The organism is Rhodoplanes sp. Z2-YC6860, from assembly GCF_001579845.1.
GTDB lineage: Bacteria > Pseudomonadota > Alphaproteobacteria > Rhizobiales > Xanthobacteraceae > Z2-YC6860.
In genome coordinates this window covers 5667240-5692181 of the sequence record NZ_CP007440.1, presented here as the reverse complement: position 1 = coordinate 5692181, position 24942 = coordinate 5667240, and the positions used below count along the sequence as shown (strand labels likewise).

The 24942-nt window shown below is 64.0% G+C and carries 24 protein-coding genes; 10 read left to right on the top strand and 14 right to left on the bottom strand.

Features of this window, described 5'->3' with window-relative positions; translation table 11 throughout:
• The first annotated feature begins 110 nt into the window (after positions 1-110).
• Both RHPLAN_RS26875 and RHPLAN_RS26870 read left to right on the top strand, forming a co-directional pair.
• Positions 111-326, top strand: a complete 216-nt coding sequence (locus RHPLAN_RS26875) for a hypothetical protein (RefSeq protein WP_157100508.1) — start codon at positions 111-113, stop codon at positions 324-326.
• Between the two features lie 88 nt (positions 327-414).
• The gene (locus RHPLAN_RS26870) at positions 415-822 is read left to right on the top strand and encodes a hypothetical protein (protein WP_068024601.1); all 408 of its coding nucleotides are present in this window, start codon (positions 415-417) and stop codon (positions 820-822) included.
• An 89-nt stretch (positions 823-911) separates the two neighbouring features.
• On the opposite strand, the gene RHPLAN_RS26865 is transcribed toward RHPLAN_RS26870, so the two are convergent.
• On the bottom strand, positions 912-1169 hold the full coding sequence (locus RHPLAN_RS26865; RefSeq protein ID WP_068024598.1) for a hypothetical protein: 258 nt from the start codon (positions 1167-1169) through the stop codon (positions 912-914).
• Between the two features lie 183 nt (positions 1170-1352).
• Here RHPLAN_RS26865 and RHPLAN_RS26860 point away from each other — a divergent pair, with 183 nt between their 5' ends.
• The 3 genes from RHPLAN_RS26860 to RHPLAN_RS26850 all read left to right on the top strand — a co-directional run bounded on the left by RHPLAN_RS26860 (position 1353) and on the right by RHPLAN_RS26850 (position 3542).
• Positions 1353-2351: a threonine ammonia-lyase gene (locus RHPLAN_RS26860; protein ID WP_068024595.1), complete on the top strand. Its 999-nt coding sequence runs from the start codon at positions 1353-1355 to the stop codon at positions 2349-2351.
• A 9-nt stretch (positions 2352-2360) separates the two neighbouring features.
• The gene (locus tag RHPLAN_RS26855) at positions 2361-3020 is read left to right on the top strand and encodes a DUF4286 family protein (protein WP_068024592.1); all 660 of its coding nucleotides are present in this window, start codon (positions 2361-2363) and stop codon (positions 3018-3020) included.
• A 93-nt stretch (positions 3021-3113) separates the two neighbouring features.
• Complete coding sequence (locus RHPLAN_RS26850; RefSeq protein WP_084245605.1) at positions 3114-3542, top strand: PaaI family thioesterase; 429 nt, start codon at positions 3114-3116, stop codon at positions 3540-3542.
• On the opposite strand, the gene RHPLAN_RS26845 is transcribed toward RHPLAN_RS26850, so the two are convergent.
• The gene (locus RHPLAN_RS26845) at positions 3539-6112 is read right to left on the bottom strand and encodes a hypothetical protein (RefSeq protein WP_198164508.1); all 2574 of its coding nucleotides are present in this window, start codon (positions 6110-6112) and stop codon (positions 3539-3541) included. The two genes, RHPLAN_RS26850 and RHPLAN_RS26845, sit on opposite strands and share 4 nt — an antisense overlap.
• On the opposite strand from RHPLAN_RS26845, the gene RHPLAN_RS26835 reads away from it, so the two are divergent.
• Entirely contained in the window at positions 6111-7418 is a 1308-nt protein-coding gene (locus RHPLAN_RS26835; protein ID WP_198164507.1) for an MFS transporter, read from the top strand. The genes RHPLAN_RS26845 and RHPLAN_RS26835 overlap by 2 nt on opposite strands.
• A gap of 3 nt (positions 7419-7421) precedes the next feature.
• Here the strand turns inward: RHPLAN_RS26835 and RHPLAN_RS26830 are convergent, their stop codons facing one another.
• The 5 genes from RHPLAN_RS26830 to RHPLAN_RS26810 form a co-directional block, all read right to left on the bottom strand.
• Complete coding sequence (locus RHPLAN_RS26830) at positions 7422-7871, bottom strand: hypothetical protein (protein WP_068024584.1); 450 nt, start codon at positions 7869-7871, stop codon at positions 7422-7424.
• A gap of 341 nt (positions 7872-8212) precedes the next feature.
• Positions 8213-9193, bottom strand: coding sequence for a tripartite tricarboxylate transporter substrate-binding protein (locus tag RHPLAN_RS26825; protein WP_157100506.1), 981 nt, complete (start codon positions 9191-9193; stop codon positions 8213-8215).
• Between the two features lie 38 nt (positions 9194-9231).
• Positions 9232-10296, bottom strand: a complete 1065-nt coding sequence (locus RHPLAN_RS26820; RefSeq protein WP_068024581.1) for an amidohydrolase family protein — start codon at positions 10294-10296, stop codon at positions 9232-9234.
• 37 nt (positions 10297-10333) lie between these two features.
• A complete protein-coding gene (locus RHPLAN_RS26815) occupies positions 10334-11317 on the bottom strand; it encodes a Bug family tripartite tricarboxylate transporter substrate binding protein (protein ID WP_198164506.1) in 984 nt (327 codons plus the stop codon).
• A 68-nt stretch (positions 11318-11385) separates the two neighbouring features.
• Entirely contained in the window at positions 11386-12360 is a 975-nt protein-coding gene (locus RHPLAN_RS26810) for a Bug family tripartite tricarboxylate transporter substrate binding protein (protein ID WP_068024575.1), read from the bottom strand.
• Between the two features lie 860 nt (positions 12361-13220).
• Between RHPLAN_RS26810 and RHPLAN_RS26805 the strand changes: the two genes are divergently transcribed.
• Both RHPLAN_RS26805 and RHPLAN_RS26800 read left to right on the top strand, forming a co-directional pair.
• Complete coding sequence (locus RHPLAN_RS26805) at positions 13221-15734, top strand: adenylate/guanylate cyclase domain-containing protein (RefSeq protein ID WP_068024570.1); 2514 nt, start codon at positions 13221-13223, stop codon at positions 15732-15734.
• A gap of 316 nt (positions 15735-16050) precedes the next feature.
• Positions 16051-16254 carry a hypothetical protein gene (locus RHPLAN_RS26800; protein ID WP_157100505.1) on the top strand — a complete coding sequence of 68 codons (204 nt, stop codon included), beginning with the start codon at positions 16051-16053 and terminating at the stop codon, positions 16252-16254.
• 83 nt (positions 16255-16337) lie between these two features.
• On the opposite strand, the gene RHPLAN_RS26795 is transcribed toward RHPLAN_RS26800, so the two are convergent.
• The gene (locus RHPLAN_RS26795; protein ID WP_068024562.1) at positions 16338-17324 is read right to left on the bottom strand and encodes an AraC family transcriptional regulator; all 987 of its coding nucleotides are present in this window, start codon (positions 17322-17324) and stop codon (positions 16338-16340) included.
• Between the two features lie 301 nt (positions 17325-17625).
• On the opposite strand from RHPLAN_RS26795, the gene RHPLAN_RS26790 reads away from it, so the two are divergent.
• The gene (locus RHPLAN_RS26790) at positions 17626-18294 is read left to right on the top strand and encodes a sigma-70 family RNA polymerase sigma factor (RefSeq protein WP_198164505.1); all 669 of its coding nucleotides are present in this window, start codon (positions 17626-17628) and stop codon (positions 18292-18294) included.
• Positions 18295-18340: 46 nt separating this feature from the next.
• On the opposite strand, the gene RHPLAN_RS26785 is transcribed toward RHPLAN_RS26790, so the two are convergent.
• The 6 genes from RHPLAN_RS26785 to dgcA all read right to left on the bottom strand — a co-directional run bounded on the left by RHPLAN_RS26785 (position 18341) and on the right by dgcA (position 23439).
• The gene (locus RHPLAN_RS26785; protein ID WP_068024558.1) at positions 18341-18757 is read right to left on the bottom strand and encodes a hypothetical protein; all 417 of its coding nucleotides are present in this window, start codon (positions 18755-18757) and stop codon (positions 18341-18343) included.
• 154 nt (positions 18758-18911) lie between these two features.
• The gene (locus RHPLAN_RS26780; RefSeq protein ID WP_068024557.1) at positions 18912-20405 is read right to left on the bottom strand and encodes a tetratricopeptide repeat-containing glycosyltransferase family protein; all 1494 of its coding nucleotides are present in this window, start codon (positions 20403-20405) and stop codon (positions 18912-18914) included.
• Between the two features lie 134 nt (positions 20406-20539).
• A complete protein-coding gene (locus RHPLAN_RS26775; protein WP_068024554.1) occupies positions 20540-20986 on the bottom strand; it encodes a hypothetical protein in 447 nt (148 codons plus the stop codon).
• 51 nt (positions 20987-21037) lie between these two features.
• Positions 21038-21400 carry a hypothetical protein gene (locus tag RHPLAN_RS26770; protein WP_068024551.1) on the bottom strand — a complete coding sequence of 121 codons (363 nt, stop codon included), beginning with the start codon at positions 21398-21400 and terminating at the stop codon, positions 21038-21040.
• A gap of 83 nt (positions 21401-21483) precedes the next feature.
• Complete coding sequence (locus RHPLAN_RS26765; protein WP_068024547.1) at positions 21484-22449, bottom strand: Bug family tripartite tricarboxylate transporter substrate binding protein; 966 nt, start codon at positions 22447-22449, stop codon at positions 21484-21486.
• Positions 22450-23439, bottom strand: coding sequence for an N-acetyl-D-Glu racemase DgcA (gene dgcA / locus RHPLAN_RS26760; RefSeq protein ID WP_068024545.1), 990 nt, complete (start codon positions 23437-23439; stop codon positions 22450-22452).
• Positions 23440-23573: 134 nt separating this feature from the next.
• Here dgcA and RHPLAN_RS26755 point away from each other — a divergent pair, with 134 nt between their 5' ends.
• Positions 23574-24917, top strand: coding sequence for an outer membrane protein (locus RHPLAN_RS26755; RefSeq protein ID WP_068024542.1), 1344 nt, complete (start codon positions 23574-23576; stop codon positions 24915-24917).
• Positions 24918-24942 lie beyond the last annotated feature (25 nt).

Genomic DNA, 24942 nt, shown 5'->3' with positions numbered 1-24942 from the left:
AGAAGGCCCGAAAAACCCAGGAATCCTGCCGATTCGGGTCATATGGGTCCGTATTCGTACGGATAAGGATCGTAAACCGCTCGCCGCGGGTCTGTGCTCAGATGGCCCGTATGGGGCAGACTCATCTGTACAGCTTTGACCGATTGCCGCCGGGCGAACGCGTCCAGGAGTATCTGCGGCGCGCCGGCAAATATCAGGAGCTCAGCCGCACGGCGACGACGGCAGGGGCTCGGCTGCTGTTTCACGAGATGGCGCGCGACATGATGGAGCGCGCCAGCGCCGTCACAGACTGGGCGGCGGACAAGCCAAACAAGAAACGCCAGTAGCCTCTGTGGAGGCGGTGAACAATGACCCGCCTGCGGCGCGAGCGTGCGCGTATAGTCCGGCGCTGCTCATTGTCGTCCGGGGTCTTCCATGCGGGTTCTGATTGCGCTGTTCGTCGTTTTGTTTTCGTCGTCCGCCATGGCCGGCACATCGCAGGGCTACGGCGCCGGCGGTCGCTTCGCGAGCTATGACCCGATCGTCGCCGCGCACAACAAGAGCGGTGAGTTGTTCAAGATCGAAGGCCGCTGCCAGTCGGCCTGCACGCTGTTTCTCGGCATCCGCAATGTCTGCATCGAGCGCACCGCGGTGCTCGCGTTTCACGCCGGCAATGACCGCAGCGGGAAGATTTCGGTGACGTCAACCCACCACATGCTGAACGCTTACAAGCCGAAGCTGCGGCAGTTTCTCGTGGCCGGCGGCTATACGCAGACCCATGCGTTTCACGCGATGTCGGGCAGCGAGTTGATCGACCAGTTCGGCTACAAGGAATGCCGCTAGCGCATGTCTCGGAAAAAGCCTGCCCCGGACTTGATCCGGGGTGGGCAGCGGTTTTCCGTAAAGGACATGCGCCAAATCGAGAATCTGGCTTAGCGTCCGATCCAGGACGCAACGAGCTCGCCGTTCAGATAGCGGCTTGGGCTGGCGCGCCACGCGACGCGGGCGTCCGCGGTCCCGTCAGCGCGGCGGCGGATCGTTATGGGCGTGCCGTCATAATCCCTCACCACGCGCACGTGATGATGATGGCGGACGTGGACGATCCTTTTCCGCGGCGTGAGATTGAGGTCCGCCGCAAGTGACGGCGTCGCCACCGCGAGCGCCAACGCCATGCTCAGCAACCAGCGCATGTGACCTCTCCATCCGTATTGCTCCGGGCGGCTTTCCGCGACGCCCAGAGCATTTTGCCAACCAAGTTTTTCCGATTCGGTGATCCGGTACCAGGACCGGACCTCAGTTCGCTGTGCAGAGTTCGGCTGTCTTTACGCCGGTTTCGGCTTCGACGCGGGTCCCTGCGATGATAATCTGCCGTCATGAACGCACCCAGCCCTGAACCTATCGCACTTCCCACCATCGCCGACGTCGAGGCCGCCGCGGTCCGGATCAAGGGCGTCGCCATCCGCACGCCGCTCCTGAACTTCCCGGTGCTCGACGAGCGCCTGGGCGCCCGCGTGTACCTGAAGGCCGAAACGCTCCAGCGCACCGGATCGTTCAAATTCCGCGGCGCCTACAACAAGATATCTTCGATCCCCCCCGACAGGAAGAAGGGCGGCGTGGTGGCCTATTCGTCCGGCAATCACGCCCAGGGCGTGGCCCACGCGGCCACCTTGTGCGGCGTGCCGGCCGTGATCGTGATGCCGTCGGACGCGCCGAAGGCCAAGCGCGAGCGCACCAAGGCGTTCGGCGCGGAGGTGGTGCTTTACGATCGCGACCGCGAGGATCGCGCCGCGATCGCCCGCAAGCTCGCCGACGAGCGCGGCGCGGTGCTGGTGCCGCCCTTCGACGACCCGCTGATCATCGCGGGGCAGGGCACCGCCGGCCGCGAGATCTGCGAGGACTTGAGCGCGCTCGGCGTGAAGCCCGATGTGGCCGTGATCGGCGCCTCGGGCGGCGGGCTGATGGCGGGCATTTCGCTGGCGCTGAAGGCCCGCGTGCCGGACATCTCGATCCATGCGGTCGAGCCGGAGGGCTTTGACGACACCATTCGCTCGTTCAAGAGCGGCCAGCGCGAGCGCAACGAACGGATGAGCGGCACGATCTGCGACGCGCTGATGACCGACCGGCCGGGCGTCGTCACCTTCGAGATCAACAAGAGGCTGGTCGGGCAGGGCGTGGTGGCAAGCGATGCCGAGGTCGGCCGGGCGGTCGCCTTTGCGTTCCGCGAACTGAAGCTCGTGGTTGAACCCGGCGGGGTTATCGGTCTCGCGGCGCTGCTCGCAGGCAAGCTGGACGTGAAAGGCAAGGTGGTGGTCGGCGTGCTGTCGGGCGGCAATGTCGATGCCGAGATGTTCGACAAGCTGATCGCGGCGTAGCGAATCGACATGTCCGAAACACAGCCCGGCGTCGCTCCTGGTGTTCTGGCGATCTTCAACAATGTCGCGCCCGGGCGCGAGGCCGAGTTCGAGGAGTGGTTCCAGCACGAACATCTGGCCGAGCGGATCGCGGTGCCGGGTTTTCTGATCGGGCGGCGGCACGAGGCGATCGCCGGGCAGCCGCGCTATTTCAATTTCTATCTCACGCAATCGGCACAGGTGTTGAAATCGCCCGACTATCTCGATCGGCTCGATCAACCAACGCCGATGACCCGTACGGTCATGTCGGAAATCTTCAAGGACATGATCCGGACCGTGTGCCATCGCACCTTCCGGCTCGGCGCCATGCGCGGCACCGGCGTTGTGGCGCTTCGCTTCGGCGACCGGCCCGATGAGTCGATGTTGAAGGTCGTGATCGAGACACTGATGCGCGATCGCGCCGTGGCCTGCGGCGAAATCTGGCGCGCCGCCGATCCGCGTGAGTTTCCGGTGTCGGAGGAGGAGCGCCTGCGCGGCGGCGACCGCAGGATCGAGGCGTGCCTTTTGGTCGAGACGCTGCGCGTGCAGGACGCCCAGGCCGTCGCGGCGGCGCTGGCTCAGGAGTTTCCGAGAGCCGAGATGGGCGTCTATCGGCTGCTCTGCGAAATCAGGCCTGGCGGCACGATGTAGGCGTGCCTGCTGCTGGAAGGCCGCGCCGCGCGATGCTAAGAGCCCAATCTGACAGCGCCGCAGTCCGCGGCTTTTTTGATGTGAGCTCTGCCGATGTCGGACCGTGAGATTGCGCCCTTCGATCCTGCGGCCGCCGGCTGGCTGGCCTATGGCGACGAGGGCTTCATCGGGCTCGTCGGGCCGTTCTGGACGCGGCAAGAGGGCGACACGCATCTTTACGCCTTCATGGCCGAGTCCAAGCATCACAACCGCCGCGGTGTCGTGCAGGGCGGCATGCTGATGACCTTCGCCGACCGCTCCATGGGCATGACGTGCTGGTACGCCAACGAGAAACAGCCGCAGGCGACGGTGCAGCTCGACATGCATTTCATCGACGCGGTGCAGATCGGCGAATTCGTCGAATGCAAGTGCAAGGTGGTGCGGCGGACGCGCTCGCTGGTGTTCATGAGCGGCGAGCTCGTGGTCGGTCCGCGCGTGGTGGCGACCGCGAACGGCGTGTGGAAGACGCTGGGGAAGCGCTAGCTGAACAGCGCGAGGCGCTCTTCCGGACTCATTGCCATGATCGGGATGAGCGGATCGGCGGGCGCCGCGCGCTGAGCTGGCGTCGCGGCTTTTTCAGCAGGTGGAGATGTGACCGCTGCAAGCTTGTTCGGCGCAGCTTCGGCACCGTTGGTGTTTGTGTTGACGGCAGGTTCGAACAGGAAATCGTCCGAATCGGCCTCGATTTCGAGATCTGCGAGCTTGCTGGCGGCCGGTTGCGGTGTGGCTTCGGCGGTGACGGATTCCGAGGCGGCGGGCTCATTCGTTGCCGCGAGCGGCATTTCGGGTGCCGCTATTGCCTCGGGCAAAGGCTCGGCAATGGCTTCAGGCGAAGCCGCAATCTCGGCGGCGGGCGCGGTTTCGGCAGGCACTTCGGGCGCTGCTGCCGCCACGACTTCGGGCGCCGGCTCTGCAACGATGTCGGCGACCGGCTCCGCTGTCATGTCCGCAATCGGATCGTGCATCACGGCGGGCTCGGCGACGGCATCGGCGGTCGCCGCGGGCTCAGCCTCTGGCGCAATGTTGAGATCGATGGCCGGCACCGACTGGGTATCGTGCCGCCCGAAGATCACCGCAGTGCCAAGCTCAGGCGGCAGGAGCGGCAGCGCTTCCACCTGCTCAAGGCGCGCCATGAGCTCGACCTCGTAGACCACGACGTCAGCTGTCGGCGGAGCCGCGGCGGCCGGCGCCGCTGCGACCACGATGGGTGCGGCTGGCGCCGCCTCGGCAACCGGCGCCGGCTGCGCTATGGTTTCGACCGCCGCGTCGGCAACAGAATGTTCGGCTTCGGCGACCGGTTGCTCGGCGACGGGTTCTTCGAGCGCGTGCTCGTGGGGCATCGCCGGCAGATCGGCTAGGGTGTACTCGATGGGCGAATTTTCGAGCGCTGCGGCTTCGGCAACGGTCACATCAGCAGATGTCGTTTCGACAAGAAAGACGTCTTCAACCGGCACGGCTTCGGCGTGAGCCTCCGGCGGCGGCTCGACTGTAACGGTGTCAGCCGCGGCTTCCGGTGTTGCTTCGGTGTGGATCGGCTCGGCTGCTTCAGGCGCGACCGCGACCTCGGCGACCGGCTGTCCGGTTTCGGCTTGCGCGATATCGGCAGGAGCTTCAACGCTGTCGGGCGCGGGTTCGACAGTTTCGATGACCGCCTCGGGCTCTAGGCCCGCGGCAGCGTCCACGGCCGGAATATCGTAAGCGACTGTCTCGGGAGCCGTTGTCTCTGCGGTTGCTTCCTCCGCCTCCGAAGCTTGCGCCTCAACCGCCATCAGGTCGTAGGCCGAGAGAGCGTAAACGTCGGTGCCGCTTTCGGCGGCCGCGTTCACCAAGGCGTCGGTCGACTCCGCGACAGGGATCGGCGCATCCGTTTCGGCAGGCTCGGTCGGAGCTACGATGGTTTCTGCCACAGACGCGGGCTCCGGCTCGACCGGATCGAATTCGACCACGACGTCGAACACCAGCGGCTCGAGTTCTGCCGTGTTCTCAGGCGCTGCCGCCTGTGCAACTTCCGGCTCCGCGTGGTGGACAAATGCGGGCTCGGTCGCTTCGGCAGGGAGCTGCTCAGGTTCTTGAGCGATCACCGTCTCCGGCGGTGCCTCAAACGCCTGCAGCGCTTCGGTGACCTCCTCGGTCAGTTCGGCCTCAGGCACGTGGGCGTCAGCCACGTGAGCCTCAGCCACCTGGGCGTCAGTTAAGTGGGCCTCGTCTTGGACCGCTTCGAGCGTTGGGGCCGCTACCGCTTCCGGCTCGATCTGTTCAACCGGCACGATCTCGGCAAATTCTGCGATCTGTTCCGGCAACTCGGCTGTCGCGACCTCTGGTGCCTCACTTGTTTCCGCCAGAGGCGTCTCGACGGCCACGGCCTCGGGCGGCTCTTTCTCGTCGCTTCGCGTCAACTCCCAGGCAAAGGCCTGGATGACGTCTTGCGCCATGACTTTCGCTGTCGCCTGGTAGCCCGGCGTTTCGGCCAGCGCCTCCGCCTCAGGCGTCTCGTCCGGAATCGAAGCGTTGAGCGCCTCGACCAGGCTCTTCAGCATCTCGACCGACGGCGCCGACGCGTGCGTGAAGGCCGGCTCGCGGGGTTCGGCCTCCGCCAGCTCCAAAGGCTGTTCCGGATCGAGCCGTGACACCACGCCGGACACGGTCGGCACCTGATCCAGGTCCGCAGGCGAGGGAGTCGCCGCCTCGACGTCCGGCGCCGCAGCCGCCTGCTCGGACTCCATGGCCCGATGCGGGACGTGATCGGTCCGGCCGGCTGCGACCTCGACCAGGCCGTCGACCAGATGCTCGAACTCGTCGAGCATCGCCGCGATATCCACAACCTTGGCGAGGTCCTGGTGGCCTGCCGCAGCCGCGGCTGCATTCTGGGCTTTGGCGCGATCAACCGCTTCGGCCATGGCGCTGAGCCCGTTGCGAAGCCGCGCAAGGGTCAGGCGCGTCTCCTGGTCGGCTGCCTGCATGCGCGCGACCGCAGCCACCGCCAGGGCGGCATCAACGTCGACATTTGACGTGGCCGGGATCCGCGATCCTGCTTCGTCAGGCTCGCCTGTCATGCCGCGGCTTGCTATGGGCTCGCTGGGCATGGGTTCGTTCGACATGGGCTCGCTTGATCGGGGCTCTGTCGCCATGGTTGAACCGCTTCGCGAGAGCGCTCCCAATCTGCACGATCGATCAAGCGAGGCAAACCGATCGATGGCCGGAGCACCCCAGTTCTCCACCGATCACTTTTCCAAGAAACTCGCGTTGTTTTACGCCGCATATTTCGTGTTTGGCGGAATCCAACTGCCGTTTTTCCCGCTCTGGCTCGGTGCGCGGGGGCTCGATGCGCAGACCATCGGTTTCGTGATTGCTGTTCCAATGGTGGTGCGAATCATCGCCACACCGCTGATAACACATTGGGCCGATCACCGCCGCGCCTTGCGCGGCACCATCATCGCGGCGTCGGTGCTTGCGGCCTGCGCCATGACCGCGGTGGGCTTGGCGCAGAGCGCGGTTGCGATCTTCGTGGTGTTCGTCATTGCGGCCGCGGCCTATTCACCGATTTTGGCGTTGACCGATGCCTATGCGCTGAGCGGGCTCGCGTTGCGCGGCCGCACCTACGGCCCGGTTCGGCTTTGGGGTTCGGCGGCCTTTATCGGCGGCAACATCGTGGCGGGCCTGATGCTCGAACGATTCGCACCGGGCACGCTGATCTGGCTGATCGTTGCGGCGCTGACGGTGTCGGCTCTGGCTTCGATGGCGCTCGATCCGATCCACGGCAAAGGCCAGGCTGCGCCGGCCGAAGCTGCGTCCACGGCGTTGTCGCCGAAGCTGCTGCTGCGCAATCCGGCATTCCTCGCGGTGGCGCTGGCGTCCGCCATGATCCAGAGCAGTCACGCGCTCTATTATGGCTTCTCCACGGTGCAGTGGCGCGCGGCGGGCTTCGATGGAACCTTGATCGGTGCGCTGTGGAGCGTCGGTGTCGTGGCCGAGATCGTGTTGTTCGCCTGGTCCGGGCGGCTGCCCGCGACGCTTCGCCCGACCACGCTGCTCGCGATCGGCGGGGCGGGCGCGATCCTGCGCTGGGGCGCCATGGCATTCAGTCCGCCGGTTGCGGTGCTCGCGCCGCTGCAGCTGCTCCATGCCTGCTCGTTTGCGGCGACGCATCTCGGGCTGATGGGCTTCATGGCCCGTTCGGTGCCGCGCGAGCTTGCCGCCCGCGCCCAGGGCTACGTCGCGACGCTGGCGAGCCTCGTCAACGCGTCGGCGACGCTGGCGTCCGGTTTTGTCTATGCCTGGGCGGGCGGCCACGCCTATCTGATGACAGCCGCGATGGCTTTGATCGGCACGCTGAGCGCGCTCTACGCTGCGCGGCGATGATACTTACTGCATCCAACTGTCGTTGCGGCATTCCGGATACATCGACATCAGCTCGCGGCCGCGCAGGAACATCATCTTCGCCGACAACCCGCCGCGCGAGGTGATCCAGTGCCGCACATGCGCCGGATACATGTCCCAGAGCGCCTGCGTGCCGACGTTGCTCGGCACCGGCTTGCCGTTCGGTCCGGGCATCCAGGCCGCGTGGAAGCCGAGCGTGGCGCGCCGGGTCACGCAGATCTTGCTGCGCGGCACGATGCCGAGCACCAGGGTGCAAGCCGACAGGCAGGCCCCGTCGATCACGACCCGTTCGCCGGAATTTTTGACTGCCGAATACTGATCGACATAGGTGCCGATCCGTCCGCCGATGTCGTCGCTGATCCGCATCGTTGCGGATGCGGCGCTTGCCGACATTGCCAACAACGCGGCGACGATCAAAGTCGCGCTTTTGCGCATGACCCCGGACTCCCCAGCCCCACGAAAAAGTGCCGCCAATGATCTTAAGCAATTAACGATCCGAAACGGAAGCCCAAAAATACCCATCCGTGCACAGCCAAAAGGCCAAGACTGCCTGCCAATCGGACTTCCGGACAGTTCCCTCGGTTTTTGAGAATTGGGTCCTGAAGCGCGCCGCCAAAATCGGCAAACTGTCCCAGCCAAGGACGATGGTCCAATGCTGCCGCGTGTCCGCGATACGCTCCCAGGCCGCATCCGCTTCCTCCCCGTCTTATGGTGCGGTCGCCCCTGATTCACCATCGCCGCCCACAGCGGCGTTTCCTGGGCAATGAAGCGCCACCTTATTTTTTCTCTGCGAGCAGGCTTTTGAACTTGTCGATCTCGGCCGGCACGAATTGCTTGAGATAGGCCGCCGACATTTCCTCGTCGGAGGGCGGCAGCGCGCCAAGCTCATCAAGGCGCTTCTGATAGCCATCGCTCGCGACACCTTTCCGCAGCGCGGCATTGAGCTTGTCGATCATCGGCTGCGGGGTCCCCTTCGGCGCAAACAAGCCGTTCCAGCCCTGCAGTTGGAATTCCGGCAGGCCGGCTTCGATGCTGGTCGGCACATTGGGCAGGCTCGCCAGCCGCCGCGGCATGCCGATCGCAACGCCATTGGTGAGGCCGCCCTGGATCGATGGCGCGATCGAGGCCGCGTTATCGCAGACGCCGTCGATCTGCCCCGCCAGCAGATCGTTCAGCGCCGGCCCGCCGCCGCGATAGCTCACCAGCGTCACGTCGATCTTCGCGGCCTGCACGAAGGCCTTGCAGATCAGGTAATTCGACGAGCCCACGCCGGCGTGGCCGAGCGTCGCCTTGCCGGGATTCTTCTTCGCATAGTCGATGAACTCTTTCAGCGTCTTGGCCTGATGGTCTTTCTTCAGCGCGATCACCGGCGAGGTCTTGGCGACAATGCCGATCGCGGCGAAGTCGTCGGGCGTGAACTTGAGGTCGGGGTAGAGCGCATAGACCGCGGTCGCGGTGCCGCTGTTGCCGATGATCACGGTGTAGCCGTCGGGTGCCGCTCGCGACGCCCTCGTCATCGCGGTCGAGCCGCCGGCGCCCGCGACGTTCTCGATCACGAAGCGCTGGCCGATGTGCTGGCCCATCTGCTCCGCGATCAGCCGAGCGATCACGTCGGACGCGCCGCCCGCCGCGAACGGCACGATCATGGTGATGGGCTTGTTGGGGTAGGCGTCCTGCGCGGAGGCAGGCGCGGCGAGGGCGAGCAGCGCCGCACATGTCAGCACGATGCGCATGAGATTCCGAGCAGGACACATCATCGATCGTCTTTCCGCTTGTTGAGCCACGCGCTACCGCCTTACTTTATACCCAGAAGCCGCGCCGCGGTGTCGCCCAGCATGTTGGCCTTGTCGGCGTCGCTCAGCCCGGACGTCTTGAGGATGTGATCGACCGGCGTCGTGTTCCAGGGGAACGGATAGTCGGTGCCCATCATGATGCGGTCGGCGCCCACCTCGCCGGCGAGCGTCCGCAGCGCTTCCGGGGTGATGACGATGGTGTCGTAGTAGAAGCTCTTCAGATATTCGGTGGGCTTCTTCTTCAGCGGCACGGCCGCGCAGCGGTCCGGGAAGGTGACGCAGATCGCGTCCGAGCGCGGCGCGTAGAACGGCAGATAGCCGCCGCCGTGCGAGGCGCAGATCTTCAGCCCCGGGAAGCGGTCGAGCGTGCCCTCGAAAATCAGATGCGACAGCGCGATGGTGGTCTCGAGCGGATTGCCGATGGTGTTGCCGAGACCGCCGTTGCCGCCGAGCCGCTTGCCGAGCTCCGGCGTGCCGCCCGGATGCATGAAGACGAGACAGCCGAGCTCTTCGCACTTGGCCCAGATCGGATGAAACTTTGGATCGGCCAGCTCCATGCCTTCGACGCCGGCGCCGACCGACATGCCGCGCAGGCCGAGCTTCTTGATGCCGTATTCGAGCTGCTGCACGGCCAGATCCGGAAATTGCATCGCCACGGTGGTGAAGGCGACGAAGCGGTCCGGATGCGCGGCGACGAGCTCGGCGAGCTTCTCGTTCTGCAGTTTGACCAGCTTCTCGGCCACATCGCGGTCGGCCTTGTACCAGAACGGATTGATGCTCAGCGCCTCGATGTCGATGCCCTGCTTATCCATGGCTTCGAAGCGGTCCGGGCCATATTGAAGGTTGGCCGGGTTGAGCTTCAGGTTCATCATCGCCAGCGCTTCGGGGAACGCGCAGTGCGAGTGGATGTCGACGGTCTTGATGCGGCGGCCGTTGACCACGACCTCGCGGCGGCGCGGCGCAGTCTGCGCGTGCACATGCGGCGCGTCGAACATGTTGCAGCCGCAGAACGCCACACCAGCCAATGCGCCAGCCGCCTTGCCGAAGAAATCCCTGCGCGTCGTCATGCCATCCCCTTTTCGTTTGTTTGTGGTTTGCGGTTGTCTATTCGCCTTTGGCGCCGGCGAGCTTTACCATTGCGGCCCATTTCGTGAGCTGATCGCGGAGAAATGCGTCGAATTCGGCGGGCGAGCTGGCCTTCGGCAGCGCGCTGAAATGGCTGAGCGCGGTCTTGGTCTCCGGTGTGCGCAGGCCTTCGTTGATCGCGGCGTTGAGCTTGTCGATGATCGGCGCCGGCGTGCCCTTCGGCGCGACGACGCCGGTCCAGGCGTCAACGATCAGGTCGGGAAACCCTGACTCGACGAAGGTCGGAACGTCCGGCAGATCCGGCCAGCGCTCCGGCCGCGCGACGGCGAGGGGGCGAAGCTTGCCCTGCTTGACCTGCGGAATGAGGATCAGCATGCCGTCGATGGTGAAATGGGTCTGGCCTGCGAGCAGGTCGGTCACCGACGGCGCCGACCCCTTGTAGGGCACGTAGGTGACATCGAGGCCGGCCTGGGTCTTGAACAGCGTCGAAAGAAGATGCGGCGGCGTGCCGAGACCCGCGCCGTAGTTGAGCTTGCCCGGGTTGGCCCTGGCATAGGCGATGAGCTCGCCAACGGTCTTGGCCGGCACGCTCGGCCCGACCACCATGATGTGGGGCAGGAGCGAGGTGGTCGCGACCGTGGTGAAGTGCTTCAGCGGATTGACATCGAGGCTCGGATAGAGCGCGTCCACTATGGCGAGCGAGCCGGATGAGCCGAACAGCAGCGTATAGCCGTCGGGCTCGGCCGAGGCCGCCGCCTTGAAGCCGATGGTCGAGCCTGCGCCGGGACGGTTCTCGACGATGACCTGCTGGCTGAGCCGTGTGCCGAGGTCCGCTGCCGTGAGGCGGGCCATGGTGTCGATCGGCCCGCCGGCCGGGAACGGCACGATCATCTTGACCGGTTTGTCGGGATAGGACTGGGCGAGGGCGGGCACGGCAAAACCCGCGCTGAACGCGACGCAAAGCGCGATGCCTCCTGTCAGCAGCGCTCGCCTGCCGACCATGGCCGCCTCCCTCATGTCGCGGCGGTTCTTTTGCCGCATGATGATTCCATCGTAACGGCCGCGCCGGCTCATTCAATCTTGATGCCGGCGGCGCGCACGACATCGGACCATTTGTCGTATTCTTTGTAGAGAAACGCCCCGAAATCCTCCGGCGACAGCGGCGTCAGGTCGGCGTTGAGCTTGGCCGCGACGGCGGCCACCTCCGGCGTGCCAAGACTGTGATTGATCGTGCGGTTGAGCTGCGTCACCACCGCGGGCGGCGTTCCGGCGGGCGCCATGACGCCGATGAAGGTCGAGACCTGATAGTCCGGCACGCCGCTTTCGATCATCGTCGGCAGATCGGGCAGCTCCCGCGAGCGCGTCGCGCCGGACAGCGCCAGCGCCTTGAGCCGCTTCTCGTTGATCAGCGGCAGCATGCCGCCGATATCGCCGAAATACATCTGCACCTGGCCGCCGAGGATCGCGGTGTAGACCTCCGACGCGCCCTTGAACGGCACGTGGACAATGTCGATGCCGGTGCGCAGCCGGAACAGTTCCGCGGCGAGCTGACTGATGTTGCCGACGCCACCCGAACCGTAATTGAGTTCGCCGGGGTGGGCCTTGGCGTAGGCGATGAGCTCGCGCACCGTGCTGGCGGGAAAGTTTGGCGCCACCGCCAGCACCTCGACGTTCTGCGACAGCCGCGCCACCGGCACGAACGACTTGAACAGGTCGAAGTCGCGGCTGTTGGTGGTGATCGGCTGGATCACCAGCGAGCTGATGTTGCCACAAAGAAGCGTGGAGCCGTCCGGCGCGGCCGACGCGACGATCTTCGAGCCGATACCGCCCGAGGCGCCGCCGCGGTTCTCGACCACGACAGGCTGGCCGAGGACGCCGCCGAGCGGCTGGGCGACGAGACGCGCCATGACGTCGACCGGGCCGCCCGGCGCAAACGGCACGATCATGCGGATCGGGCGATCCGGGAAGCCTTCCGCCCGTGCTCGTGTGACCAGGGCTGTGCCGCAAACGGCACCGGCCGCGAGCAGCGCGCGTCGGCTGATCATGGCGTACTCCCGAATTCGTTATGCTTCTTATCGCCGCCTATCATGACCTTATTCGGTCGCTGGCGGAACGTCATGAGCCGACGCCTTCCGGGGAACTGCCCGGTCGAGGATCGCCGGCGGCGCAGCGATTCAGATTCACATGTCAAACAGTCCGCGCTCGCACGCGTCATCCCAACATCCATCCAGGCGTGATTCATCGGCCCCTTCAGATCAGGCGCGGGGCCAGCGCCTCTCTCTTTTTCCTTCCCCTCACAGAGTGAGGGAGCGGAGCGCCGAGACGGCGCAGATATCTGGGCGCTTTGCGAGGGCGCCCGCGGACCTTTGCGATCAGGTCCGCTCGCCTCCCGGCGCTCCACTGTGGCGATTTATTGCGAGGCCACCGTTCGAGATTCGATCGGACCGGCTGGGCTTTCACCCACCATGCTCCAGGGGCATTTGCGCCCGCTTTCACCCGACCGCGCCCTGCCACTGAAGGCGGCCCCCTCATCGGGGACGGACGATGACCTCACACCCTGGGACGTGGTCACGAGCCACGCCTGCAGGCGCCACACCCCGCTCCGCCAAATAGACGTCTCTAGACGACGCCCTCAGTAAGCGAGGCAAATCAGAACCTATCATGAACAAATATATGCGTCAATAGTACGAGATACCGCGCATTGCGAGCATCGAATTTGCATCTCGCGTACGACGCATCGGATTTGTGACAATTCAGCCGGACTCCAACGACTTGGTCCCCACTCTGCAACTGGCCGAACCTGCGGTAGACTGCCCATAGGCCAGGCGAAGGCAAGGGGCTGCCTGATGTTCGACCTGCGGCAGCGCGAGTGCATGACGCTGTTCGGCGGTGCGGCATGTTGACTATGGCCGAAGCCCGTGTGGAACGGCGGCTAAGCGCTATTCTCGCGGCTGACATCGCCGGGTTTAGCGCGTTGGTGGGTGCAGACGAGGCGCACACCGCGTGTGATCTCGAAGGGCATCAAGCCGTCATCGTTCCGATGGTTGTCGAATCTGGCGGGCGCGTCATCGATGCTGGCGACGGCATTCTTGCCGAATTCCCAAACGCCGTGAACGCGGTCAAGTGCGCGGTCGCGATCCAATCCATGATGGCTGAGCGCAATGTCGGCATCGAGCCAGAACGGTGCATGGAGTTTCGCATCGGCGTGAATATCGGCGAACTGGTCGACGACAAAGTCCGTGTCCATGGTGACGGCATCGACGTGGCTGCAAAGCTGGAGGCCATCGCAGAGCCCGGCGGCATCTGCGTCTCCAGCAAAGTTTACGAAGAGGTCAGCGGACAAATTGATCTCGCTTACCAGGATATTGGCGAGCGACAGCTCGAAAACATCGCGCAGCCTGTGAGGGTTTACCGCGTTCAGCTTGGCAAGAGCAGGACTGGAGCGGAACGACAGCTCACAGCCATGCTTGCCGCCGATGTTGCCGGGTATAGCCGCCTCGTGGAAAACGACGAGGAGGGCACGCTCGCCCAGTGGAAGGGACACTGGCACGGTCTCATCGAGCCCAAGATCAAGGAGTTTCACGGGCGGATCGTGAGAGTGATCGGCGATGGAGTGCTTGTGGAATTTGCAAGCGTCGTAGACGCCGTGCGCTGTGCCGTCGAGGTGCAGCGCGGGATGGCGGCGCGCAACGCCGAAGTGCCGCACGACAAGCGAATCGAATTCCGCATGGGCATCAACTTCGGGGAGCTCATCATCGACGGCGGCGACTTCTGGGGCGATGCCGTCAACATAACGGCACGCTTGGAGGCGCTGGCGGAGCCTGGGGGAATTTGCGTTTCCGGCCGGGTACAGGAGGACGTGAAGGGCAAGCTCGACATCGTGTTTGAGGACGCGGGCGAGCAGCAGCTCAAGAACATCGCGCGGCCAGTACGCGTATACCGCATACGGACAAGTTCAGGGGGACCGATCCCTGCGGTCATCCAGCAGAAACCGCGCGCCGCCAGATCCAGGCTGCGATGGAGCCTGGCTGCGGCCGCGCTGCTGGTCCTGCTGCTCGGGGGCGGGGAACAACTCTGGCAATCGGTCTCTCAACGGTACTCCCTATCGCAGGTCATCCGCGAGGCGCAGGCCCCAGCTCCGCTGCCGGACAAGCGCTCGATCGCCGTGCTCCCCTTTCTCAATATGAGCAGCGACCCCGAGCAGGAATACTTCAGCGACGGGATGACCGAGGATCTCATTACGGAGCTCTCCAGGCTCACTGGGCTGTTCGTGATCGCGCGCAACTCCGTTTACACATTCAAGGGCAGGGCGATCAGAATTGAGCAAGTGAGCCGAGAGTTAGGGGTGCGATATGTCGTCGAGGGGAGCGTGCGCAAAGCCGACAACCGGCTTCGGATCACGGCACAGCTGATCGACGGCAACACGGGCTATCACGTGTGGGCGCAGTACTACGATCGGGAATTGCACGACGTTTTCGGCGTGCAGGAGGAGATCGCCCGGCGGATCACGAGTGCACTGGCGGTGAAGCTAACGAAAGAGGAGGAAAAAAATATGGGGCGGCCATACACGAGCAATCCGGTGGCCTGGGAATATTTCATGCGCGGGGCAGAGCTCTATCGGCGCTTCACGCCCAAGGACAATGCGGAAGCGCGGAGCCTTTTCGAGAAAGCCATTAGCCTGGACCCCGAGTTTTCAAGAGCGTACGCGATTCTGGCCGCGACCCATCGGCAGGATTCCAACGGGAGGTGGAGTAAGGATCCCCAGACCTCGGAGGAACTGGCCTATCGCATGGCGCAAAAGGCGGTTGAGCTGGCAAGAAAGGAGCTCGAGCCCAAGCCGTCGTTACCATATGCGCTCGAACAAATTGGGTGGGTTCTCCTGTACAGGGAGAAACATGAGGAGGCCAGGCAGGCGGCAGAGGAAGCGGTCCAACGCAATCACAACTACGCAGATGGCTATGCCTTATGGGCGCATGTGCTGATCTATATGGAGAAACCGGAAGAAGCGCTTCGCAAGTCGCAAGAAGCTATTGCTCATAATCCGATCTATCCGTTCTTTTACGACTACCACCGCGGCCAGGCTTATTACGTGTGGGGCGTGCTGACCTCGGCAAAGGACCCTGACGCCGCCAGGCAACGTTTTGAGGAGGCCGAGAAGCACCTTCGGGCGGCCCTTGCGAAAAACAACAATTTCAGGCCGGCCCGCTCGTACCTCGTGGCGACCCTCAGTGAGCTTGGTCGGAAGGATGAGGCGGCGAAAGAGATGAAGATATCCTTGGAGAAAGGTGAGCCGTTGGTCGCAATCTTGAAGAGTGGCGACCAGAAGCTCTCCGACGAGCATATCCGCACGCTGACGCCATATACGGGTGACGAGATCAGAAGCCGCCTTGCAAAAGTCTGGCGGGAGGCGGCTCGCTGAAGAAAAGATTTGATCGCCGTCGGCCGACGAGATCATCGCACGGCACATGCTGCGTTTGCTCAAGTCCGCTTACGGCGCGAAGCCAACTCGAAAATGATGTCCGCTACGCAAGCAAACTGACCCACTACCAAGATTTGGGATGGTGGGTCCTTTTTTTCTAGCCACGCCGGATATGACGGGTATCGGACAATGCAATTGGAACCAAAGTTCGTTCTGCGGCATTGTAGTGCCATCACCAGCAGCGGCTCCATGCCTGCAGGCGCCGGTGGCTGAGAGACGCTCCTGCGCTCCCGCCTGTAGAGACAGGGAGCGCACTATGTCGGATGCATTTTGGGCAACCATGCGAGCATTCGAGCCGCGACGAAAAGCGATAGCCAAGCGCGACGCCGATGTCTGCACCGATATGCGGACAATCGGCCTGGAGTCCCGGAAGGTGATCGACAATTCGCGCAGGCTCATCCGGCGAGTTGATGATCTGTTGGAACGCGACTCACAGGTCTGGAAGCGGAAAGAGCAGTAGGCCGGCTTCGATCCAGGCTTGCGCGGCATCTTCCGAAGCAAAGCCGAACACGACGTCATGAGCTGCCCAGAGATGGGCGCACTTTAGGCAAAGACCTGATCGTCCCGCCATTCGGACGGCGTCATGCCGAACCGTTTCCGGAAGCTGCGGTTGAAATAGGACAGATCGCTGAAGCCGGCATCGAACGCGATCGTGCTGATCTTATTCCGTCTCGTGCCGGCGGCGGACAAGCGGCGATGTGCGAGCAGCAGGCGCTGCTCGAGGAGGAATTCCGAAAACGTCGAGCCGGTCTGCTCGAACAACCGTTGCACCTGCCTGGGGCTCAAGCAGGCACGACGTGCGACCGACGCGATGGTCAGGCCGCAGTCATGAAGGTTCTCGAGCGTTTGAGTCTGGATGAGCTGAAGGCGCGCCGTGCCGAAGCCGTTGCCGGAAGTCCGAGACGGCGCATCGCCGCCGGTTTCCGCCAGGAGCGCGACCAGCTCCATCATTTGCCGCGCCATCACGTGCTGGACGGTGAGGTCGAGGGCAGGGGCCGTCCCGGCGCACAACGCAAAATACTCGCTGATGAAGTGTTTCAGGGCGGCGCTTCCCTGAAGCGGTCTCGCGAGCTTGTCCTCGATGTTCCTGGACAACGCCATCAGATCGCGGCGCGGCATGCGCAGGGCCGTGTAGCGGCCGCCTTCGCTCAGACGGCTCTCGCCGATGTGGTCGAGCGAGGTCAGGCACATTTCCGATGGCCGGAGTTCGATGCTGCGGCCGCGCTGAACTGCAAGAGCATCGCCCTTGATGGCTGTCAGCAAAACAAGATCGTCATGGCCGTCCGAAAGCAGAGGCCGGGTGCGAACGAAGCTTCCGGACGAGCCATGGGCCGTGCCGAAGGACAGGGGGCCAGCCTGGCTGATCTCGACAGTGCATTCGATGCGGTCGGCCGTGGCCGTTTCCGCATCGAGCTGGCAGAAGCGGCGGCAGAACTCCTCCCGCCAGGCTTCGTAAGCAGGCCCCTCCGGCGGTCCCGCATAGGTGAAGGTCGGCACACGATACGGCGATGTATGAGCTGTGACGTCCATGCCTTGTCCAATCCAGCACCGCGAAAGTTTCGGAACAGGCGCAAGAGAGTGCCGCCGGCGCTACAGGTCCCCGAAAGCCTCGCGCCTTATCAGGCTTCGCGTGTTCGATAGTCACGGCCCTATGAGCGAATGCGCCATTCCCTGTAAGGCCTGGAATTTGAAGCGCCGTCCTCCGAACGGATGATCCCGGCATCATTGGATGTCGCCCGTGTCCCATCGATTGGCGCGACCGTCCAAGACCACACGGGCCGGATTCCGATACCACCCCGCGCATGGGAACCAAGTATTGCAGGTATCGGTCATGCGCACGCAGCTTTGTCTGGAAAACACGGCAAAGGCCTCTCACCGGAGCCTTCGGACGACCTCGGTGACGAGCAGTGCCGGCAGCCTGCCGGCCTCACAACAGATTGCCGTTGTGGCAAGCAAGCGAGACGCCGTTGTCGACGCGAAGCCGGAAAAACGGACCGAGCGGCCGCTCCGGGACGTCGTGCTCGTTCATCTCGACGACCTCTACACCTATGCGCGCTTTCTGTTGCTCAAGCCCGCCGACGCCGAAGACGCCGTTCACGAGTGCTATCTGAAAGCGATGATGAACATCGATGACTATCGGGACGCCACCGCGAAGCTGTGGCTCCTGAAGATTTTGAGAATGGTCTGTGTCCGGGAGATTTTACAACGCGGAGATAGCGACCTTGGCGACCAGAAATCTTCTTTGACGGTGGCAAGCGCGAACGACCCGAGCGCCGCCGAGCCGCCAAACGTAAATGCCGAGACCGCGGTTCAAGCACTCATTGCCTCGCTTCCGCTTTCCTTGCGGGAAACGATCGTTCTCCGTGAATGCATCCGCCTCTCATGCAGCGAGATCGCGGCAGTCACGGGCGCATCGGATTCGGTGGTGAACAAGCGCCTGGCCAGAGCTCGCGAAATGCTGCTCGATCGAGGGGCGCTGTCGCGACGCTCGAAGATTTAGGTCGTGGACTCAAATCCGCTTTGTCCCGACGGCAGCATGAAAGCGATCACCGTGACTGATGGCCATTAAAGTAGAAAATCTTGGTTGTGAGATAAAGCATCGAAACGAAAGTGCACTCTAGAAGAAGCAACGTCGTAACGAAAAGCGTCGGTTCTTCAGAGGGAATAATCGTTCTGGTCCATCCGAGCTTGCTCGATCCAATCGTCAATTGTCCTGACAGATAAAATTGCAAGGGTCCGGCAATCGCGGCGACCACAAGCCCCGCTGTCGCGAGCAACCTGCTCCATATCGGCCAATCTTCCAACAATCGTCTGGTCTGCTCGTCCTTGATTGTTTGCCTTTCGGCGTCGCTCATAAGCAAGAAGCGGCCGTTAATGATGCCGAGGTAGACGAGCCATCGCTTCCATCTCGGTAATGCCGCAAAGCGTCGAGCCTTGGTTTCTTCGGGTTCGGGATCATTCATGGCATTGCCGATTGGGAATCGAGATGAAGCCAGTCTTGGAGGGTATCTCCCAATATCTAAGAGCAGCTGAGCACGAATCGGCAAGAATCCAGTTGTCCGGTAGCGGCAGGTTAACCTGTTGCTTCCGCTCTGGGGTAGAATGAGATCGGCCAGTCTAGGTTGCGGCGCGAACGCTGCTCTTGAGCGCCTCCGCCACCCGCCCGGCAACACCGCTCCAATCGCGCAACTGGTCCTGTCGGAAAATCCTGAGTGTTGGATACCAGGGGCTATCCTCCCGGTCGAGCAGCCAGCGGAAATCCGGGGAGTATTGCACCAGCAACCACACGGGCCGCCCCAGCGCACCGGCCAGATGCGCAACGGCCGTATCGACCGTTATGACCAGATCGGCCTGCGACAGGACCGCCGCGGTATCTGCAAAGTCCTCCAGTTCTCCGCCAAGGCTGCGCACTTTCGGCAGCTCGTTGAGCAACTCCGCATCTCCCGCCCGCAATTCGCGTTGCACGCTGAGCCATTCGACGCCGTCGGCGCCCGCAATCAACGGGACCAACTCCTTGAGGGGAATCGAACGAAGTTGATCCTGCTTGTGCGTGGCGCTTCCTGCCCAGGCCAGGGCAACGCGAAAGCCTTGCCGCGATGACAAGTGGCTCCATTTCTGCAAGCGATCAGGAGGCGCTTTCAGGTACGGCACGTCCGCCGGGATGGTGTCCAGGGTGGTCCTGAACGCCAACGGCAAGCTCATGATGGGACAATGAACGTCGAAATGCGGGTGCGGCTCGCCTTGCTCGACGACTCGCGCGACGCCATTCATCCCGGACAGGATCGCCCGCAGGCCGGGCTTCACCTCGAGGATGACCTCGGCACCCAGCGCGGCAAGCCTGGGCAGATAACGAACGAATTGAAAGGCGTCACCGAAGCCCTGTTCGGCGTGCACCAGGATGGTCTTCCCGGCGAGAGCCTCGCCACCAAGCCAAAGCGGCTGCGCGAAGTCGCGGCGCTGGTGCCGCTGGCTTTCGGCTTTCCAGCGCCATTCGTACTGCCGCCAGCCGCGCTCGAAGTCGCCGAGCAGCAGCCTCGTGAGTGCTTCGTTCAACTGGGCCTCGGCATAATTGGGCGCAAGAGCCAGCGTCTGCTGGAATGTCGCCAGGCTTTCGTCGAAGCGCCTCAGCTCATGCAGGATGTTGGCGCGGTTGTAGAGTGCCTTCACGTTGCGCGGTTCCAGTGCCAGCACGCGCTCGAAATTGTCCAGCGCTTGCTGCAGGCGACCGAGTTGATGAAGGCTCACGCCCCGATTGAGCAACGCCGGCGCATAGGTCGGCCGCACCACCAGCGATCTGCTGAAATAATCCAGCGCCTCCTCGTGACGCTCCATCTTCTGAAGGATGAAGCCGTAGTTCGATTTGGCTTCGGCCGAGGCCGGATTGGCCTTCATGGCGGCCGCCATGTATTCCAGCGCCTGCACGTGATCGCCGCGCTCCAGGAAAATCGAGCCAAGCTGATGCAGCGCCTGCCATTGCCTGGGATCCGATTGCAGCACGGCGCGATAGCGCTGCTCTGCTTCGTCAAACAGCCCGGATCTTTCGAGCTCGCTCGCGAAGGCCAGGTCGGAAGCGGCCTTCTCTCGCGCTTTTTTGGAGAGGGATGGAGGCATGAAGGGAGCGCCAGATGGGTGCGAATCGTCACGCGAAGTATAGCGAAGTCGCGGTGGACGATGGCAGCGGCAAATGCCGCTTGGGCTCGAAGGTTGACGTCGGCGAGCGTTTCTTTGTCAGACGAAATTTCATTTCACCTGATCAAAATGCAGTTCCTGTTGGCGTAAGTGGATCGCGCCTCTTGCTTTTGGGTGGAGCCCCACATGCTCCTTTTCTGCTTTACGATCTCATCACGTGCCGAGCCTGTGGCGGCCGCGTGGATTTTGCCGATGACCATTTCGTTGCTTGGACCTTTAAGCCGCTGCAGCACATTGATGGGGACTGCCTCGTTGACGGCTTGTTCCGGTATCTGCCCGGCTTTCATCGCTTCCAGGAAGGTGCGGCCCGCGTTGAGGCCGACAAGATACAATCGTTCCTGCTCGGTTTTTTCTTCCGCCAGCTCTGCATAAGCCGAACACTCAAACGCAGACCACATGATGTGCCCCAACAGGGCCTTTTCGTCCGCGGCATTCGAGACCGTGGTGCATGCGGCCAACGTCGCCGCCACAAGCAGCAGCTTGGGTTTCATGGTGGGTTTCATGGCAATCCCCAACGACAAGTTCGACCAGAAGGTGGCCGCGGCGCAGCGGTTTTAGTGGCGCGGGCTGCGCGCATTTCCCGATCGGCGCGGGAGCGGGCCATTGCCGCCGCTTTTGGTGACGCCGCCGCTGCCGATGGACTTCGTGGCCGCATCGCTCATGTCGGGGCCGTCGGAATCGAGCGGCTTCCGGAAGGTGTTGCGCCGTCCGCTGTCGCCGAGCGACGAGGACATGGAATTGTGAATGCCGAACGAGGCGTGGGACACGCTGGGCGAGCCGCCGCCGATCGGGTAGGCGCCCGCGGTGGTTGCGACCGCGACGACGCTGAGCGTCGCTGCGCCCACGATGAAGCCGAACAACGCGGTGCCGGCGATGAACCCGAGCAGCGTCGTGCCGACAACGAGGCGATATCTCATGGCGCAATCTCCGCGCGCCTTCCCGTTCCTTGGTGTGTCCGGCCGGCCTGAAGGTTCAAATCTCGCTGACGTGCGGCGGCGCGTCAGTTGATCTGCACGCCACTGGCTTCGACGATGCGCTGCCATTTCGGCGCCTCGGCCGCGATGAAATCGGCGAAATCCTTCGGCGAGCCGATGCGGGGCGCAACGCCGAGCCGCCGCATGGCCTCGCGCGTCTCCGGCATGTCGAGCGCGCGGTTGGTCGAGGCGTTCAGCGTGTCGATGACGGCTTGCGGCGTGCCGGCCGGCGCCCATAGCCCGGCCCAGAAGCCGAGCGACAGGCCGGGAAAGCCGCTTTCGATCATGGTCGGCACCTCGGGCAGTTCCGGCTCGCGCGAAGGCCCCCATTGCGCGATGGCGCGGATCTTTCCCTCACGGATGAGCGGCAGCAGCGTCGCGGTGGTGCCGATGTTGACCTGGATCGAACCGGTCATCATGTCGGTGACGGCCTGCATGCCGCCTTTGTAAGGGACGCTGGCGATCTTGAGGCCGTTGGTCTTGTTGAACCATTCGCCGACGAGCTGCGGCGCGGTGCCCTGGCCGAAGCCGAAGGCGAGCTTGTCGGGATTGGCCTTGGCATAGTCGATGAGCTCGCGGGCGTTGCGCACCGGAAGGTCCGGCGGCACGACGGTGACCCACGAGCCCCAGGCGACGTTGGCGACCGGCGCGAAGCTCTTGAGCGGGTCGAAGTCCAGGTTCTTGTACATCGCCGGCGCAACGACGAGACTCGAACTCTGGAACAGAAGCGTATAGCCGTCGGGCGCGGCGGTTGTTGTCGCCTTCATGCCGATGATGGTGCCGGCACCGGGCCGGTTTTCGACCACGACGCTCTGCGGCAGCGCCGTCGAAAGCTGCTGGGCGAGGAGCCGCGCCACCACGTCGACCGGCGAGCCCGGCGTGAACGGCGCGATCATCTTGATCGGCCGCACCGGATATGTGTCGGCGAGCGCGGAACGCGTCGCGAGCGCGCTTGCCGCGAACCCCAGAGCGAGTGTGCGTCGTGTCAGCATCTATCCCCACAACGCGGGCGTCGGCGGATAAACCAGGCTGCCGTCGTAGCGTAGACCATCGGGCCGGTCTTTTGCGAGCAGCAATGGGCCGTCGAGATCGACCACGCGGGCGCGCTGCGCCACCAGCATGGCCGGCGCCATGGCGAGCGAGGTCGCAACCATCGAGCCGACCATGATGCGGAAGCCGAGCCGTTCGGCTTCGACGGCCATGGCCAGCGCTTCGGTCAATCCGCCGGCCTTGTCGAGCTTGATGTTGACGGCATCGTAGCGGCCGGCGAGTTTGGCGAGGCTCGCGCGGTCGTGCACGCTCTCGTCCGCGCAGATCGGCACCGAGCGCGTGATCGATCCGAGCGGCGCGTCGGCGTTCGCCGGCAGCGGCTGCTCGACCAAGGTCACGCCCGCGTCGGCGCAGGCCGTGAAGTTCGGAATGAGCGTCTCGATGGTCCAGCCTTCATTGGCGTCGACGATGAGCTCGGAGGAGGGCGCGGCCTTGCGCACCGCAAAGATGCGGTCGCGGTCGCCCGGGGCGCCGAGCTTGATCTTCAGGAGCTTGCGCGTGGCGGCGTCGCGCGCGGCCGCCGCCATGGACTCCGGCGTGCCGAGCGAAATGGTGTAGGCCGTGGTCAGCGGCTTAGGCTGAGCGAGGCCGGCGAGTTCGTAGGCAGGCTTGCCCGCGCGCTTGGCCTCGAGATCCCAGAACGCGCAATCGAGCGCATTGCGGGCCGCCCCCGGGGGCATCGCCTGCTGCAGCGCCTTGCGGTCGAGACCGAGGGCGAGCCTGTCGCCGATCTTGCGCAGCGCCTCGGTTACGCCCTGCAAGGTCTCGTCGTAGCGCGCATAAGGCACGCATTCGCCGTAGCCCCGGTGGCGGCCGTCGCTCAGCTCGACGACCACCACCTGCGCCTCGGTCTTGGCGCCGCGGCTGATGGAGAACGATCCGGCGATCGGCCAGCGTTCGGTGCGGACGGAAAGCGACAGGGGCAACGTCATGGGGCTGTGCAGTAAATGCGAACAGCGTCGAAAGGGCAAACCGGGATGGTGACAAATGCGGCTGCCGTCATGATTCCGATTGCGGAGCAGCCGGGCGCGGTGGGATATTTTTTCGGGGCTTGGGGGATTGAGATATGGCGGACATTCGTATCGCTGCCGGTTCGGTGGCGCTGTCGGTCTTGTTTGCGGGATTGGCGTCGGCCGCCGACATGCCGGTCAAAGCCGTGCCGAAGGCACCCGTTCCGGTTCCAGCCTGGGAAGGCTTCTACGTCGGCGGGCATGTCGGTTACGGCTTCGGCGTCTCGCGGTTCGATCGGGATCAAACTGGCGCCGCCGCCAACGGCTTCTCGACCGATTTTCTCAGCAACCATGGCATCGCCGGTGGCGCGCTCGCCGGCTACAACCACCTGCTGACGTCGCGTGTGCTGATCGGGCTGGAAGGCGATGTCGGCTGGTCGGACATCACGTTTCGGACCGACGTGCCGGACATCTTCATCCCAAACGGTGGAACCACAAAATTCGACATCAAGATGTCATATGCGGCCCGCGCCCGGCTCGGCTTCCTGCTGACGCCGGAGACGTTGCTGTTCGCCACCGGCGGATGGGTGCGCAGCAAGTACGAATACCTGTTCGATGTGCCGAACCTGGCGATCTCCGAGTCGGGATCGCGCTGGCTCGACGGCTGGCAGGTCGGCGCCGGCATGGAGACGAGCCTCTATGGCAACTGGGGCGCCCGCCTCGAATACCTGCACTCGTTCTACAAAGCCGACACGCTCATCACGCAAGCCATGGGCCCGGTGCAGACCAAGGAATCGGTCGGCGTCGGCCGGGTGGCGCTGATCTACCGGTTCGGGCAGCCGCCTGGCTCTCAGGCCAACTCCTGGGCCGGCTCTTGGGATTCAGCGGGGCCGGCGCCGTCCTGGACCGGCTTCTATGGCGGCGCGGCGGTCGGTCCCGGCGCCGGCTCGACCAAGGTCGATTCCGTGGATATTCCCGGATTGTCCTTTAATGGCTTCGGCCTGGCGGGCGTGATCCCGGCGGGGCTGTTTGGCTATAACCTCCGCGTCGCCGAGCGCGTGGTCGCCGGCGTCGAGTCTGAGATTGCCCCGGGCGTCTCCACGACGGAGTTCAAGCTCGAGCCGATCGTGGCCGTGCGCGGCCGGCTGGGCTACCTCGTGACGCCCGCCAACCTGGCCTATGTCAGCGCCGGCTGGGTCTCGACCGGCATCAAGACGCAAACCATCATCAACAACATCGTCACCATTCCCAGTCAGCGCGTGAACGGGTTCCAGGTGGGCGGCGGCATCGAAAGCGCCATCACCGATCACTGGCTGGCGCGGTTCGCCTATCAGTATTCGGCGGCGCGTGCGCTCGACAACATCGTGGCCGACTTCAAAGGCACCCCGGCGACATTCCAGGCGTATACGCGGTGGCACTATGGCGAGGTCGCGCTGGTCTATCTGTTCGGGGCGCCGTAGGTCACGGGCGATAAGGCAGGGCGGT

Coding starts and splice junctions, on each gene's coding strand:
- RHPLAN_RS26830 (WP_068024584.1), bottom strand. CDS start 7,871: ATGCGCAAAAGCGCGACTTTGATCGTCGCCGCGTTGTTGGCAATGTCG.
- RHPLAN_RS26755 (WP_068024542.1), top strand. CDS start 23,574: ATGGCGGACATTCGTATCGCTGCCGGTTCGGTGGCGCTGTCGGTCTTG.
- RHPLAN_RS26785 (WP_068024558.1), bottom strand. CDS start 18,757: ATGAATGATCCCGAACCCGAAGAAACCAAGGCTCGACGCTTTGCGGCA.
- RHPLAN_RS26815 (WP_198164506.1), bottom strand. CDS start 11,317: ATGGTCGGCAGGCGAGCGCTGCTGACAGGAGGCATCGCGCTTTGCGTC.
- RHPLAN_RS26805 (WP_068024570.1), top strand. CDS start 13,221: ATGGCCGAAGCCCGTGTGGAACGGCGGCTAAGCGCTATTCTCGCGGCT.
- RHPLAN_RS26865 (WP_068024598.1), bottom strand. CDS start 1,169: ATGCGCTGGTTGCTGAGCATGGCGTTGGCGCTCGCGGTGGCGACGCCG.
- RHPLAN_RS26775 (WP_068024554.1), bottom strand. CDS start 20,986: ATGAAACCCACCATGAAACCCAAGCTGCTGCTTGTGGCGGCGACGTTG.
- RHPLAN_RS26875 (WP_157100508.1), top strand. CDS start 111: ATGGGGCAGACTCATCTGTACAGCTTTGACCGATTGCCGCCGGGCGAA.
- RHPLAN_RS26790 (WP_198164505.1), top strand. CDS start 17,626: ATGCGCACGCAGCTTTGTCTGGAAAACACGGCAAAGGCCTCTCACCGG.
- RHPLAN_RS26820 (WP_068024581.1), bottom strand. CDS start 10,296: ATGACGACGCGCAGGGATTTCTTCGGCAAGGCGGCTGGCGCATTGGCT.
- RHPLAN_RS26780 (WP_068024557.1), bottom strand. CDS start 20,405: ATGCCTCCATCCCTCTCCAAAAAAGCGCGAGAGAAGGCCGCTTCCGAC.
- RHPLAN_RS26845 (WP_198164508.1), bottom strand. CDS start 6,112: ATGACAGGCGAGCCTGACGAAGCAGGATCGCGGATCCCGGCCACGTCA.
- RHPLAN_RS26835 (WP_198164507.1), top strand. CDS start 6,111: ATGCCGCGGCTTGCTATGGGCTCGCTGGGCATGGGTTCGTTCGACATG.
- RHPLAN_RS26850 (WP_084245605.1), top strand. CDS start 3,114: ATGTCGGACCGTGAGATTGCGCCCTTCGATCCTGCGGCCGCCGGCTGG.
- RHPLAN_RS26825 (WP_157100506.1), bottom strand. CDS start 9,193: ATGATGTGTCCTGCTCGGAATCTCATGCGCATCGTGCTGACATGTGCG.
- RHPLAN_RS26795 (WP_068024562.1), bottom strand. CDS start 17,324: ATGGACGTCACAGCTCATACATCGCCGTATCGTGTGCCGACCTTCACC.
- RHPLAN_RS26810 (WP_068024575.1), bottom strand. CDS start 12,360: ATGATCAGCCGACGCGCGCTGCTCGCGGCCGGTGCCGTTTGCGGCACA.
- RHPLAN_RS26800 (WP_157100505.1), top strand. CDS start 16,051: ATGTCGGATGCATTTTGGGCAACCATGCGAGCATTCGAGCCGCGACGA.
- RHPLAN_RS26860 (WP_068024595.1), top strand. CDS start 1,353: ATGAACGCACCCAGCCCTGAACCTATCGCACTTCCCACCATCGCCGAC.
- RHPLAN_RS26765 (WP_068024547.1), bottom strand. CDS start 22,449: ATGCTGACACGACGCACACTCGCTCTGGGGTTCGCGGCAAGCGCGCTC.
- dgcA (WP_068024545.1), bottom strand. CDS start 23,439: ATGACGTTGCCCCTGTCGCTTTCCGTCCGCACCGAACGCTGGCCGATC.
- RHPLAN_RS26870 (WP_068024601.1), top strand. CDS start 415: ATGCGGGTTCTGATTGCGCTGTTCGTCGTTTTGTTTTCGTCGTCCGCC.
- RHPLAN_RS26770 (WP_068024551.1), bottom strand. CDS start 21,400: ATGAGATATCGCCTCGTTGTCGGCACGACGCTGCTCGGGTTCATCGCC.
- RHPLAN_RS26855 (WP_068024592.1), top strand. CDS start 2,361: ATGTCCGAAACACAGCCCGGCGTCGCTCCTGGTGTTCTGGCGATCTTC.